Source organism: Streptomyces yangpuensis (assembly GCF_024666385.1).
Taxonomy (GTDB): Bacteria; Actinomycetota; Actinomycetes; order Streptomycetales; family Streptomycetaceae; genus Streptomyces; species Streptomyces yangpuensis.
Genome location: NZ_CP102514.1, coordinates 3,018,936 through 3,032,077 on the forward strand (window position 1 = coordinate 3,018,936; position 13,142 = coordinate 3,032,077).

The 13,142-nt window shown below is 73.7% G+C and carries 8 protein-coding genes; 3 read left to right on the forward strand and 5 right to left on the reverse strand.

Going from position 1 to position 13,142, the window contains the following annotated elements; genetic code table 11:
* Positions 1–15: 15 nt before the first annotated feature.
* Complete coding sequence (locus tag NRK68_RS13715; RefSeq protein ID WP_257855882.1) at positions 16–1,203, forward strand: globin domain-containing protein; 1,188 nt, start codon at positions 16–18, stop codon at positions 1,201–1,203.
* A gap of 13 nt (positions 1,204–1,216) precedes the next feature.
* Here NRK68_RS13715 and NRK68_RS13720 read toward each other — a convergent pair whose 3' ends face one another.
* Together NRK68_RS13720 and NRK68_RS13725 are read right to left on the reverse strand one after the other, a co-directional pair.
* Positions 1,217–2,269, reverse strand: a complete 1,053-nt coding sequence (locus NRK68_RS13720; RefSeq protein ID WP_183069151.1) for a nucleoside triphosphate pyrophosphohydrolase — start codon at positions 2,267–2,269, stop codon at positions 1,217–1,219.
* A 28-nt stretch (positions 2,270–2,297) separates the two neighbouring features.
* Positions 2,298–2,918, reverse strand: coding sequence for a SurA N-terminal domain-containing protein (locus tag NRK68_RS13725; protein ID WP_183069150.1), 621 nt, complete (start codon positions 2,916–2,918; stop codon positions 2,298–2,300).
* 193 nt (positions 2,919–3,111) lie between these two features.
* Here NRK68_RS13725 and NRK68_RS13730 point away from each other — a divergent pair, with 193 nt between their 5' ends.
* Complete coding sequence (locus NRK68_RS13730; RefSeq protein ID WP_257855883.1) at positions 3,112–5,481, forward strand: YfhO family protein; 2,370 nt, start codon at positions 3,112–3,114, stop codon at positions 5,479–5,481.
* Between the two features lie 13 nt (positions 5,482–5,494).
* Here the strand turns inward: NRK68_RS13730 and NRK68_RS13735 are convergent, their stop codons facing one another.
* The 3 genes from NRK68_RS13735 to mfd all read right to left on the reverse strand — a co-directional run bounded on the left by NRK68_RS13735 (position 5,495) and on the right by mfd (position 11,398).
* Positions 5,495–7,078, reverse strand: a complete 1,584-nt coding sequence (locus tag NRK68_RS13735) for a serine/threonine-protein kinase (protein ID WP_183069148.1) — start codon at positions 7,076–7,078, stop codon at positions 5,495–5,497.
* Positions 7,075–7,704, reverse strand: a complete 630-nt coding sequence (locus tag NRK68_RS13740) for a hypothetical protein (protein ID WP_183069147.1) — start codon at positions 7,702–7,704, stop codon at positions 7,075–7,077. Before NRK68_RS13740 ends, NRK68_RS13735 begins: the two co-directional genes overlap by 4 nt.
* A gap of 160 nt (positions 7,705–7,864) precedes the next feature.
* Positions 7,865–11,398, reverse strand: a complete 3,534-nt coding sequence (gene mfd / locus NRK68_RS13745; protein ID WP_183069146.1) for a transcription-repair coupling factor — start codon at positions 11,396–11,398, stop codon at positions 7,865–7,867.
* A 229-nt stretch (positions 11,399–11,627) separates the two neighbouring features.
* Here mfd and NRK68_RS13750 point away from each other — a divergent pair, with 229 nt between their 5' ends.
* The gene (locus NRK68_RS13750; RefSeq protein ID WP_373023524.1) at positions 11,628–13,079 is read left to right on the forward strand and encodes a DUF2079 domain-containing protein; all 1,452 of its coding nucleotides are present in this window, start codon (positions 11,628–11,630) and stop codon (positions 13,077–13,079) included.
* The last annotated feature ends 63 nt before the right edge of the window (positions 13,080–13,142 follow it).

Sequence of the window (13,142 nt, forward strand, 5' to 3'; positions counted from 1 at the left end):
AAAAGCAGTTTCGCGGTGGTGGAGAGAAGGGCCGAACACGCGGTCAAGTTCTTCTACTCACACCTCTTCTGGCACAACCCCGGAGTCCGTGACCTCTTCCCGGTCTCCTCCGAGGACATGGAACGCCAGCGGGACCGGCTCTTCGCGGCGCTCACCCACGTCGTCTCCCGCCTCGACGACGACGCCGCCATCGGCCCCTACCTGCACGACCTGGGGCGCGACCACCGCAAGTTCCTGATCCGCCCCGAGCACTACGCGGTCGTGGGCTCCAGCCTGCTCGCCGCACTCGCCGCGACCTCCGGCGACGCCTGGACGCCCCAGGTGGAGAAGGCCTGGACCGAGGCCTACCAGGTGATCGCCGACGCCATGCTCGCCGGGGCCGGCGCGAGCGAGGACCCGCCGTGGTGGGACGCGGAGGTCGTACGCCACCTCCAGTACGGGCAGGACATCGGCGTGCTGACCCTGCGGCCGCACGCCCCCTTCCCCTATCTCCCCGGGCAGTACACCAGCGTGAGCAGCGAGCGGGTCCCCCGCACCTGGCGCACGTACTCCATCGGCAACGCCCCTCGCCCCGACGGCACCGTCGACCTGCACGTCAGCCGGATCGACCGCGGGCGGCTCAGCACCGCCCTGGTCAGCGAGACGCAGCCCGGCGAGGTCCTCAAGCTCGGCGCCGCGGGCGGGCAGCTGACCTTCCGCCGCTCGGACCGCCCGGTCAGCCTGATCGCCGCCGGCACCGGCTGGGCCCCGATCCGCGCCCTGCTGGAGGAACTCGCGGACCGGCCGCCCGACCAGGACGTACGGCTCTTCGTGGTGGCCCGGGACGGCGCGCACCTCTACGACCGCCCGCTCATCGACGCCTACGGCACCTCCTGCGGCTGGCTCGACGTCACCTACATCACGCCCGCCCCCGGCCGGCACCGCAACGAGGCCACCGACCGGCTCGCGACGGCCCTGAGCAACCGGGGGCTGTGGCCCGACCAGGACGTCTACCTCAGCGGGCCGGCGCAGTTCATCGACGAGACCGCGCACCTCCTGGAGGAACTCGGCGCCCGCCCGGCCCGGCTCTTCCACGACTCCGTACCCGCCGGGGGCCCCGGCCACGAACAGCCGGGCCGTCCGCTGGGCTTCGGCGAATGGTTCCTGAACCGCCCGGCACCGCACTGGCACAACCCCTCCGCCCGCGCCCCGAAGGAGCACTGAAGAACCGAGGAAGCTACCGCGGGGGCGCCCCGACGCCCTCGGCCGCCCGGATCGCGTCCCGGTAGACGCGGGCCGCCGCGCGCAGCGCGGTCTCGGGGTCGACGCCCTCCGCCTCGGCGCGCGCCGCCAGCTCCAGCAGCTCGTACCCGATGCCCTCGCCGCGCGGCAGCTCCACGGCCACCGCGCCCGCACGGGCCCGGCCCGCGAGCTTGGCCGCGAGCGCCAGGCCCGGCTGGCCCACCGGGATCCCGTCGGTGACGGACTCCCGCCGCTTCTCCACCGCCTTGGTGCGCTGCCAGTGCGCGTGGACGTCCTCCGGGGTCTCGGCCTCGGCGTCGCCGAAGACGTGCGGGTGCCGGTGGATCAGCTTCTCCACAAGGGCCCCGGCCACGTCGTCGATGGAGAACGCCCCGAGGGCCGCCTCACCGGCGTCCTCCTCGTCACCGTCCTCCGCCTCGGCGCCGGCCGGGAGGCCCTCCTCGGCGATCCGGGCGTGGAAGACCACCTGGAGCAGGACATCGCCGAGCTCCTCGCGCAGTTCCTCCCGGTTCCCGTCCTCGATCGCCTCGACGAGTTCGTACGCCTCCTCGATCGCGTACTTGGCCAGGCCCCGGTGGGTCTGCCGGGAGGTCCACGGGCATTCGCGGCGGACCCGGTCCATCACCTGGACCAGGTCGAGCAGGCGGGCGCCCGGCAGGTCGTAGGAGCCGGGGAGCAGTTCCAGGTCGGGCATGGAGACCCGGCCGGAGCCGGCCAGCCGGGCCAGCCCGTCGGTGAGCCGCCGGTCGCCCTCCCCGCCCGGGAGCACCACGACCGTGCGGCCGCCCGCGCAGGCCTCCACCAGCGCGTGCGCGTCCGGGGCCGCGTGCTCGACCGCGACGCCCGCCTCCCGCAGGTACGGCAGCTGCGGGTGGCCGGGGTCGGCGCACAGCACCCGGTCCGCGGCGTGCAGGATCTGCCACGCCGGCCAGGACAGCACCCCGGGGGCGACCCGGTGGCTGGTGGTCAGCAGGACGATACGGCCGGTGGGCTCGGCCGGGGCGGTGGGCTGGGAGTGGTCGGTCACCCTCCGAACCTACCTCCGCCGCAGGACCTCAGGCTCCGGCGGGTTGCTGCTCGGGCCTGGTCCGCTGGGTGATCCAGGGGGTCTCCACCGGGCCGAGGCCGACCTGCTTGGCGTCCCAGGCCCCGTAGCGCGGGTTCACCTCGATGTCGAGGGCCTCCGACGCCTTGGTGAGCGGCTCGATGATCCGGTCCTCGCCGAAGCGCTCGCTCAGCTTGTCGAGCAGCAGCCGGAAGCGCAGGTCCTCGTCGATCTGGCCGGGCGCCAGCGGGACGCGGGCCTGGAGGGCCATCTGCTCCAGCGCCGCCGCGCCCCTGTCGCCCTCCTGCGCCCTGCGCGCGTCCTCGATCTCCTTGGTCGTGACGGAGAGGCCCGCGTCCTCGGCCGCCCGCTCCAGCACCCGCAGCTGGATCATCTTGCCGAGCTTGATCCTCTCCAGCTGCGGGGTGTTGGCGATGAGGGTCGCGGCCTGCTCGGACCGGTTCTGGGCGGTGCGGACGTCGTTCACCTGGGCCTGGAGCGCGGAGGTGGTGATCCGTTCACCGCCGACGACGGCCGCGGTGCCGGGCCGGGTCTCGCCCGAGCAGGCGGACAGCAGGGGCGCCGCCACGAGCAGGGCGGCGGAGACGGAGAGCGCAGTGCGACGGTGCAAAGGAGCCTCCAGGGCCGGGAGATTGTGCGTCAATGCACAAGGGCCGTGCGGTGATCGATGGTATGCAGTAAGGGTGGCCCGGGCCACCGCTTCGACCAACGATTCGCAGGGTGTCCGGGGTACGTGTCTGTTCGTGTCGCAGCCATTCCGCGGCCACTCCCGCTTCCCCCGGTGCTGCCAGGGTCGGCCCACCATGTCGACACCGCATCGCTCGCCGCGCCACCGCAGTCCGTCCGGTTCGGCGCTCGCCGCCCTGCTCACGGCGGTGGCCGTGTGCGCCGGGGACGCCGCCGCCCGCGTCTTCCCGTACGGACCGCGCCACCGCAGCGTCAACGACCTCGGCAATCAGTTCGTACCCTTACACGCGCACCTGTGGGACCTCCTGCACGGCCGCGCACAGGGCGGACTGCTGTTCAACTGGCAGTCCGGCTACGGCACGAGCTTCCTGCCCGACCTCGGCACCTACCTGACCGGCCCGTTCTCCGTCCTCGTCGCCGTCTTCCCGCGCGCCGACATCGACCTGGCCGTGTACGTCGTCACCGTGCTGAAGACGGCCGCCGCCGCAGCCGCCATGGCCTGGCTGCTGCGCACTGTCCACCGGGGGCCGTGGTGGGCGGCCGGACTGCTCGGGGCCTCCTACGCGCTGTGCGGCTGGTCGGTGATCGAGGCCTCCTACAACCCGATGTGGCTGGACGGTCTGATCGCCTTCCCGCTGCTGTGCCTGACCGGCGAATGGGCGCTGCGCGGACGGCGGGTGGTGCTCGCCCCGCTGGTCGTCGCCGTCTGCTGGACCGCGAACTTCTACACCGCCCACATGGCGACGCTCGGCGCCGCTCTGGTGCTGCTGGTACGGGTGGTGCTGACCCGGGAGGATCTGCGGACCCGGACCGCGGTGATCGCCCGGGCGGCCGGGAGCACCGTGCTGGGCATCGCGCTGGCGGCGCCGGTCCTGCTCCCGCTGTTCCTCAGCGCGGGGCAGGCCCACCCGGGGTGGGACAAGGAGTTCCGGCCGGTGCCCTGGGCGGACCTCTTCGCACGGCTGCTGCCGGGGACGTACTCCTTCTCCTCGCCCGCCGTCTTCGTCGGCACCGGCACGCTGCTGCTGGTCGCCGCGCTGCCCTTCCACCGGACCGTGCCGCTGCGCGACCGGCTGTGGTGGACGGGACTGACGGCGGCCGTGGCGCTCTCCCTGCAGTGGGCGCCGACCCATCTGGCCTGGCACCTGTTCGCCACCCCGAACGGCAGCCCGTACCGGCAGACCTTCGTCCTGGCCGGGATCGCCGTCATCGCCGCCTGGACCGCACTCGCCGGCGGACCGCCGCGGCCGACGGCGCTGGCCGCGGGCGCGGGCCTCCTGGCCGCCGCCGCCCTGTGGGCGCGCACCAGCACACTGACCACGACCTGGGGATACGCGCTGTTCGCGGGCGGCCTGGCGGCAGCGGGCGCGGCCTGGTGGGCGCTGCGCCACCGGCGAGCCGCACTGCCCGCGGCCGGACTGCTGGCCCTGGTCCTGCTCGCGCAGGCGGCGGCGACCACCGCCTTCGGGCACAAAGGCAAACTGGGCGGCCTCGACGACTACCCGTCCTGGGGGGCCTCCCACACCGCGCGCGCCGCGGCCCTGGCGGCGGCCGAGGGCTGGCCCGCGTACCGCACCGACCCGAGCCGGCCCGCCCTGTCGGGCAACGACCCGCTGCTGCTGGGCGGCGAGGGCGGCGCGTACTACAGCAGCCACACCCCCGAGGTGTTCACGCGGACGATGGCCGCGCTCGGCGCCGGCTGGACCTCGCGCGGCCGCAACGTCCAGAGCATCGACAATCCGGTCACCGACGCCGTGTTCGCGGTCGGCGCGCGCCTGCGGCCGGACGGCTCGGTGCTGCGTGCCGAGGTTCCGCCGCTGGTGACGACCCGCCCGCCGGGCGCACCCGGCACGCCGGGCGCGCCCGCCTCCTACGGCGACTCGCCCTTCGCCAACCAGGAACTCCTGCTGGGCGCCCGCGTGTACGAGGAGCCGCTCGCCCCCGGTGTCTGCCGCGCGGGCACCGAGGCCCACCTGTGGGCGCCGGAGTACAACGCCACGGCCCGCCTCGCCGACGGCCCGGCCTTCCGGCTGAACGGCAACGCCCCCCGCAACCGGGCGGCCCTCCAGCCGATGGGACCCTCCCGCGGCGCCTCCTCGGCGCTGGTCTTCGACGCGGCCCCGCCGCCCCGCTGGATTCTGTCCTGCCTGGACCGCGGCCGCCTCGACGCGGCGGTGGCCGCCCTGCGCGCCACGGCCGCGACCTCCGTCCGGGTCGGCTCCTCCGGCATCCGGGCCGACCTGCCCGCGGGCACCACCGGCACGGCGGTCCTCTCCGTCCCCGCGATCGCCGGCTGGACCTGCAACGGCCGCCCCGCTGCGTCCCACCTGGGGCTGGTCGCGGTCCCCCTCACCCCCGGCACCGCACAGGTCGCCTGCTCCTTCCGGCCGCCCGGGCTGCTCCCCGGGCTGGCGGTCGCCGCGGCGGCCCTGGCCCTCCTCGCGGTCACCGCGGTCAGGGGCCGCGGCTCCCGCCGGCGGGCCTGAGCGGCCGGGCCCGTCAGCGGACCTGGCTCAGCCACTGCAGCGTGCGGCGTATCTCCGACGGGAAGGGATGGGCCGGACCGTGCAGGCGCTCCGCGTCGAACAGCAGCCGGGCCAGGGTGTCGTGGGCCGCCGGCCGGTCGCCGAGGGAGAGCAGCAGGTGCGCGATCCGGCGGCGGATCTCCAGCGGCAGCGCCTGGTCCGGATTGGCGTAGCGGTTCTCGAAGTAGGGCAGCAGCGAGCGGTACTCCGCCAGGGCGGCGGCCGGTTCGCCCAGCTGCTCCAGGCACTGCGCCGCGTCGTAGCGGAACCGCAGCGACTGCGGGTCGCCCGCCGGGAACTCCTCGGCGAGGCGGCGCAGTTCGGGCAGGGCCCGGCGGTACTGGCCGTCGTCCATCAGCGTGGCCGCGTACTGCTTGCGCAGGGAGCGGACCACCGGCGAGTGCTCGCCGTGCTCGGCGGCCGCCGCCGGGAGGATCCCGCCGAGGATGTCCACGGCCTGCGTGAGCCGGCCCTGGTCCAGAAGCGTGCGGGCCTGGTCCACCGCGCCCGGGATGTCGGGCTTCTGCGGCACCGGCGCGGGGGTCCGCGTCGGCGTCGGCGCGGACGTGGGTGTAGGCGGCACGGGGGTACCCGTCGGCGTGGACGTCGGCGGGGTGGTCGGCCGCGGCGGGATCACCGCGGCCCGGTCCGGCCAGGGCGCCTGGGGCCGTACGAAGGGCCGCGTCGGGTCGAGCGGGCCGGAGGCACCGCGGCCGTCTCGGGCCGGCAGCAGCGGGGCGAGGGCCTCGTAGACCTCCTGCGCCGAGGACGGCCGGTCCTGCGGGTCCTTGGCGAGGAGGCGCATCAGGAGCGCCTCCAGCTCCTGCGGAACCTCCGGACGCTGCGGACGGACCGGGACCGGGGGCTCGTACAGGTGCCGGTGCAGCACCCCGAGAGCGGTGGACCCGGCGAAGGGGACATTCCCGCTGAGGAGTTCGTACAGGAGCACGCCGAGCGCGTACAGGTCGGTGTACGGGCCCACCGCACCGCTCATCGCCTGCTCGGGCGCCATGTACGCCGGGCTGCCGATGGGCGTTCCGGTGCTGGTGAGACGGGTGGTGTCGGTGTCCATGACCGAGGCCACGCCGAGGTCGAGGACCAGGACGGTGCCGTCCGGACGGACCATCACGTTGCGCGGCTTCAGGTCGCGGTGGACGATCGGCACGGCGTGCACGGCCGACAGCACCGAGCACAGCTGCGCGACGACCGCGACCGCCCACTGCCACGGGTAGGGGCTGTGCCCGGCCAGGTGGTCGGCGAGGTCGGAGCCCTCGACGTACCCCATCACGAGGAACAGCTCGTCACCGTCGCTGCCCGCGTCATGGACGGTGACCAGGCCCGGGTGGTCCACCTGCGCCGTGACCCGGCACTCGCGCACGAAACGGCGGCGCAGTTCCTCCGCGACCGTGCCGGGGCCGGCGACCTTGTCCGGGCGCAGCAGCTTGACGGCGACGCGCCGGTCCAGGCGCCGGTCGTAGGCCGTCCAGACCTGGCCCATGCCGCCCTGTCCCAGAACGCTCGCCAGCTGGTAGCGGTCTCCGATGAGGCGGTCGGTCACTGCTGCGGGTCCCGGAAGGCGGTCTGGTTGGGGTCCTGGTGGTGGCCGCCGGGCGGCGGGGTCTGCTTGCGCAGCAGTTCACTGAGTTCGTCGAGTTCGGCCCGGACCTGCCCGATGCGCGGGGGCGGCGTCGGCTGCGGCGGCACCTGCGGGGCGGCCGGCGTTTGGCCCGAGATCACGGTCGGGGCCGTGGAGTGCGGGTAGCCGTAGGAGGGCGAGGTCTGCTGGGGGTGGCCGTAGGACGCGGGCTGCCCCGGGTACCACGGCGCGGGCGCCGCCGACCGCAGGGCCTCGTGGTGCTTGATGTCGGCGACCAGGAAGTACACGCAGACCGCGAAGCCGGTGAGGATCGAGCCACCGGCGCCGAGGTTGCCCTGCCAGCCGTTGACGTCGGGCGTGGGGTCGAGCTGGATCAGCGTCATCCAGACGACCGCGAGCACACCGCTGAGCACCAGCAGCGCCCAGTCCCGGGACCTGCGGGTGACCAGCGCCAGCCGCAGCATCGAGCCCCAGGCCAGGAAGCCGCAGCTCAGGACGGGCAGCAGCATGAACACCACGCGCAGTGCCACGACACCGCCCGAGGTGGACTGGGGGGCGTGCTGCGGCGGAAGGCCGGGGCCGTGCATCGCTGCTCCTGACGGGCCGTGCGGAAGAGATATCGGAACTGAGGGTATACAGCGTTCCCGGCCATCAGTGAGGGGATGCACGCAACCGTTGCAGGGTCGCAGCACAGCCCCCCGTCGGGTCCGGGACCGGTGGGTCCCGGACCGCCGGGGAGCGGCGTCGCTACGAGCCGAGGATGGTGGTGAGGAACTCGCCGGTCCAGGCCAGCAGTTCCCGGCCGACCACCGGCTTGCCGCCGATCCGGCCCGCCTTGGGGCGGGGGACCAGCACCTGCGAGGTCGCCGGCTTGAGCACCGTGCCCGGGTAGAGGCGCTTGAGGCGCAGCTCCTGCGACTCGCGCAACTCCACCGGCCCGAAGCGGACGTTGTTGCCCTGGAGCGTGATGTCGCCGACCCCGCAGGCCCGCGCCAGCATCCGCAGCCCCGCCACCAGCAGCAGGTTCTCCACCGGCTCCGGCAGCTTGCCGTAGCGGTCGGTGAGTTCCTCGCGCACGGCCTTGATGTCCGCCTCGGAGGCGGCCGAGGCGATGGACCGGTACGCCTGCAGGCGCAGCCGCTCGCCCGGCGCGTAGTCGTGCGGGACGTGCGCGTCGACCGGCAGCTCGATCTTGACCTCCAGCGGCGGCTCCTCCTCCACCCCTCCCTCGACCGCGGCCCGGTAGTCGGCCACCGCCTCGCCGACCATGCGGATGTACAGGTCGAAGCCGACGCCCGCGATGTGACCGGACTGCTCGCCGCCGAGCAGGTTGCCCGCGCCGCGGATCTCCAGGTCCTTCATCGCCACGTACATGCCCGCGCCCATCTCGGTGTGCTGGGCGATCGTCGCGAGCCGCTCGTGCGCGGTCTCCGTCAGCGGCTTCTCCGGCGGGTACAGGAAGTAGGCGTAGCCGCGCTCGCGGCCGCGGCCGACGCGCCCGCGCAGCTGGTGCAGCTGCGAGAGGCCGAAGTTGTCGCCGCGCTCCACGATGAGGGTGTTGGCGTTGGAGATGTCGATGCCCGACTCGACGATGGTGGTGGAGACCAGCACGTCGAACTTCTTCTCCCAGAAGTCGACGACGACCTGCTCCAGCGCCTGCTCCGACATCTGGCCGTGCGCCGTCGCGATCCGCGCCTCGGGCACGATCTCACGCAGCTTGGCCGCCGCCCGGTCGATGGACTCGACCCGGTTGTGGATGTAGAAGCACTGCCCCTCGCGCAGCAGTTCCCGGCGGATGGCCGCGCCGATCTGCTTCTCCTCGTACGGGCCGACGAAGGTGAGCACCGGGTGGCGCTCCTCCGGCGGGGTGGTGATCGTCGACATCTCGCGGATGCCGGTCACCGCCATCTCCAGGGTGCGCGGGATCGGTGTCGCGGACATCGTCAGCACGTCGACGTTGGCCCGCAGCTTCTTCAGCTGCTCCTTGTGCTCGACGCCGAAGCGCTGTTCCTCGTCGACGATGACCAGGCCCAGGTCCTTGAAGCGGGTCTCCTGCGAGAACAGCCGGTGGGTGCCGATGACCACGTCCACCGAGCCCTCCTTCAGCCCCTCCAGGGTCGCCTTCGACTCGGTCTCGCTCTGGAAGCGGGACAGCGCCTTCACGTTGACGGGGAACTGGCTGTAGCGCTCGGAGAAGGTCCCGAAGTGCTGCTGCACGAGGAGCGTGGTCGGTACGAGGACGGCGACCTGCTTGCCGTCCTGGACCGCCTTGAAGGCCGCCCGGACCGCGATCTCGGTCTTGCCGTAGCCGACGTCGCCGCAGATCAGCCGGTCCATGGGGACCGACTTCTCCATGTCCTCCTTGACCTCGGCGATGGTGGTGAGCTGGTCGGGGGTCTCCGCGTACGGGAAGGCGTCCTCCAGCTCGCGCTGCCAGGGGGTGTCGGGGCCGAAGGTGTGCCCGGGGGCCGCCATGCGCGCGCTGTAGAGCTTGATGAGGTCGCCGGCGATCTCCTTGACGGCCTTCTTCGCGCGCGCCTTGGTCTTGGTCCAGTCGGCGCCGCCGAGCCGGTGCAGGGTCGGCGCCTCGCCGCCCACGTACTTGGTGACCTGCTCCAGCTGGTCGGTGGGGATGTAGAGGCGGTCGCCGGGCTGGCCGCGCTTGGCCGGCGCGTACTCCACCAGCAGGTACTCGCGGGTGGCGCCCTGCACCGTGCGCTGGACCATCTCGACGTAGCGGCCCACACCGTGCTGCTCGTGGACGATGTAGTCGCCGGCCTCCAGGGTCAGCGGGTCGATCGTCTTGCGGCGGCGGGTCGGCATCCGGCCGAGGTCCTTGGTGGCGGTGCGCTGCCCGGTCAGGTCGGTCTCGGTGAGCACCGCCAGGCGCAGGACCGGGTCGACGAAGCCGGTGTCGACCGACCCGCAGGCGACGTGGACCAGGCTCGGCTCCAGGGCGCCCAGGTCCGGCTCCAGCCGGGCGGCGATGCCCTCGCCGGCGAGCACCTCGACGGTGCGGGCGGCCGGGCCGTGGCCCTCGGTCAGGTAGACGGTGTGCCAGCCGTCGGCGATCCAGCCCTTGGTGTCGGCCAGCGCGCGGGCGGTGTCGCCGCGGTAGGCCTCCGGGGCGTGCATGCCGAGCTTGAGGGTGTCGGCGGCCAGGTCGGTGTCGTCGGCTGCGAACGGGGAGACCGACCACCACATCATGCCGAGTTCGCGGGCCCGGTCGCGGACCTCCGCGATGCCCCGCAGCGAGGCCGCGCCGACGTCGATGGGGGCCTCGCCGCCGCCCGCGGTCGCCGCCCAGGAGGCCATCAGGAACTCCTGGCTGGTCGCGACGAGGTCGGCGGCCCGGGTCCGTACCCGCTCGGGGTCGCAGACGACGGCCATCGCCCCGGCGGGCAGCACGTCGATCAGCAGCTCCATGTCGTCGACGAGGACCGGGGCGAGGGACTCCATGCCCTCCACCGCGATCCCCTCGGCGATTCTGCCGAGGAGTTCACCGAGTTCCGGGTGCGCCTCGGCGAGGGCCAGGGCCCGCTCCCGGACGGCGTCCGTCAGCAGCAGTTCTCGGCAGGGCGGCGCCCACAGGCCGTGCTCGGCGATCTCCAGGGACCGCTGGTCGGCGACCTTGAAGTAGCGGATCTCCTCGACCTCGTCGCCCCAGAACTCCACGCGCAGCGGGTGTTCCTCGGTGGGCGGGAAGACGTCGAGGATGCCGCCGCGCACGGCGAACTCGCCGCGCTTCTCGACCAGCTCGACACGGGCGTACGCGGCCGCCGCCAGGGCCTCGGTGACCTCGCCCAGATCGGCGGCCGTGCCCTGCCGCAGGCTCACCGGTACGAGGTCCCCCAGGCCCTTGACCTGCGGCTGGAGCACGGACCGGACAGGGGCGACGATCACGCTCACGGGACCCGCGGCCGGGTCGTCCTTGCTGGGGTGCACCAGGCGGCGCAGTACGGCGAGCCGCCGGCCCATGGTGTCGCTGCGCGGGCTCAGCCGCTCGTGCGGCAGCGTCTCCCAGGACGGGTACTCGGCCACCTCGTCGGGCGGCAGCAGGGAGCGCAGCGCCGCGGCCAGGTCCTCGGCCTCCCGCCCGGTGGCGGTGACCGCCAGCACGGTCCGCTCGGTCCGCCGGGCCAGCGCGGCGATCGCGAAGGGCCGCGCGGCGGCCGGTCCGACGAGGTCCACGTGCATGCGGTTGCCGTCGCCGGCCGCGGTGACCGCCTCGGTGAGGGCGGCGTCCCGGGTGACGGCGTCGAGCAGTCCGTGCAGGCTCATGAGGAGGCTTTCCGTCCGGTGAGGTCTGGGGCTTGCGGGCGTGAGGGGGCAACGCGAAGGACCCGACACGTGGTACGGGCCGGGGGTTCCCACCCTACGACGGAGCCCACACCGGCGCGCGAGGGATTCGGCCACGGCGCGGGCCCGGGCCCTCCTCACCCTTGTGACGTTGCTCCCGCTTTACGATGTCGACGTAACCACCACCTGAGCTCGCCGCGTCCTTTTCCGCATGAGTTCACGCCGAACGGCCGAGGAGCACCAGTCCGTGACGAGCGATGCCATAGCCCGCCCGGCAGCGGCGGCCCAGGCCCCGTCGAGGGCGGCCGCACCCCGCTGGGCCGGCCCCTGGGCGGTGGCCGCCGGGCTCTTCCTCGTCTACCTCGTGCTGTCCGTCGGCCGGTTCCGGCGTATGGACTGGGCCTCCTGGGACCTGGGGATCTTCGAGCAGGCGATCCGCGCGTACGCCCATCTCCAGGAGCCCGTCGCCGACCTGAAGGGGCCGGGGGCCAACATCCTCGGGGACCACTTCAGCCCGATCATCGCGCTCGTCGCCCCCGTCTACCGGGTCTTCCCGGGGCCGGTCACGCTGCTGGTCGTCCAGGCCGCCCTGTTCGCCCTCTCCGCCGTCCCCGTCACCCGGGCGGCCGGACGGCTCCTGGGCCGGGCCCGCGGGATCGCCGTCGGAGTCGCGTACGGCCTGTCCTGGGGCATCCAGCGGGCGGTGGAGTTCGACTTCCACGAGATCGCCTTCGCCGTGCCGCTGCTGGCCTTCGCCCTGGAGGCGGTCCTGGCCCGGCGCTGGCGGGCCGCCCTGCTGTGGGGGCTGCCGCTGATCCTGGTCAAGGAGGACCTCGGCTTCACGCTGGCCGCCCTGGCCGTGGTGGTGGCCTGGCGCTGCCGCACCACCGACCGGCGCACCGCCTGGACCGCGCTCGGCATCGCCGCGGCGGCCTGCGTGTTCGCCGTTCTGGTGTTCACCGTGTTCATACCGGCCTTCGCGACCGACGGCTACGGCTACTGGCACAAGATCGAGGGCGGGGGCCCCTTCGCCGGCGCCGGCACCAAGCTGGCCACGCTGGGCTGGGTACTGATCCCCACCTCCGGTCTCCTCGCCCTGCGCTCCCCGCTGCTGCTGGTCGCCGCCCCCACCCTCGGCTGGCGGTTCCTGTCCGGGGACGACCACTACTGGTCCACCGACTGGCACTACAGCGCCGTACTGATGCCCGTCGTCGCCCTCGCGCTGGTCGACGCCATCGACACCGTCCGCCGCGGCGATCGCCCCTGGCTGCGCTCCTACGCCCTCCAGCTGCCCACGGCCGTGCTCGCCGCCTCCCTCGCCCTGGCCATGACCAGCATGCCGACGGCCAAGCTCACGGAGGCGGCCACGTACGAGAAGCCCGACCGGGTCGTCGCGATCGAAAAGCTCCTCGACCGGATCCCCGACGGGGCCACCGTGGAGGCGGACACCACCCCGCTGACCCGGCTGACCTCCCGCTGCCGCGTCCTGTGGATCGGCGGCAGCAAGGGCGTCGTACCCGACTGGATCACCATCGACAACGGCAACAAGTGGGCCGGCGAGGACCCGGCCGTCTACGCCGGCCAGCTCCACCCCGGCGAGCGCTACACCGTGGTGGGCGAGGCCGGCGGGATCGTCCTGATGCAGCGGAACACCGACCGCTGACCCGGCCGGCCCGCCCCCGGCGGGGGACGGACAAGGGCGCAGGCCCGGGACACCTGGTCCCGG

What these genes read in the sequence shown, in the direction of transcription:
- NRK68_RS13730 (WP_257855883.1), top strand. Translation starts at nt 3,112, where the DNA reads ATGTCGACACCGCATCGCTCGCCGCGCCACCGCAGTCCGTCCGGTTCG.
- NRK68_RS13740 (WP_183069147.1), bottom strand. Translation starts at nt 7,704, where the DNA reads ATGCACGGCCCCGGCCTTCCGCCGCAGCACGCCCCCCAGTCCACCTCG.
- mfd (WP_183069146.1), bottom strand. Translation starts at nt 11,398, where the DNA reads ATGAGCCTGCACGGACTGCTCGACGCCGTCACCCGGGACGCCGCCCTC.
- NRK68_RS13750 (WP_373023524.1), top strand. Translation starts at nt 11,628, where the DNA reads ATGAGTTCACGCCGAACGGCCGAGGAGCACCAGTCCGTGACGAGCGAT.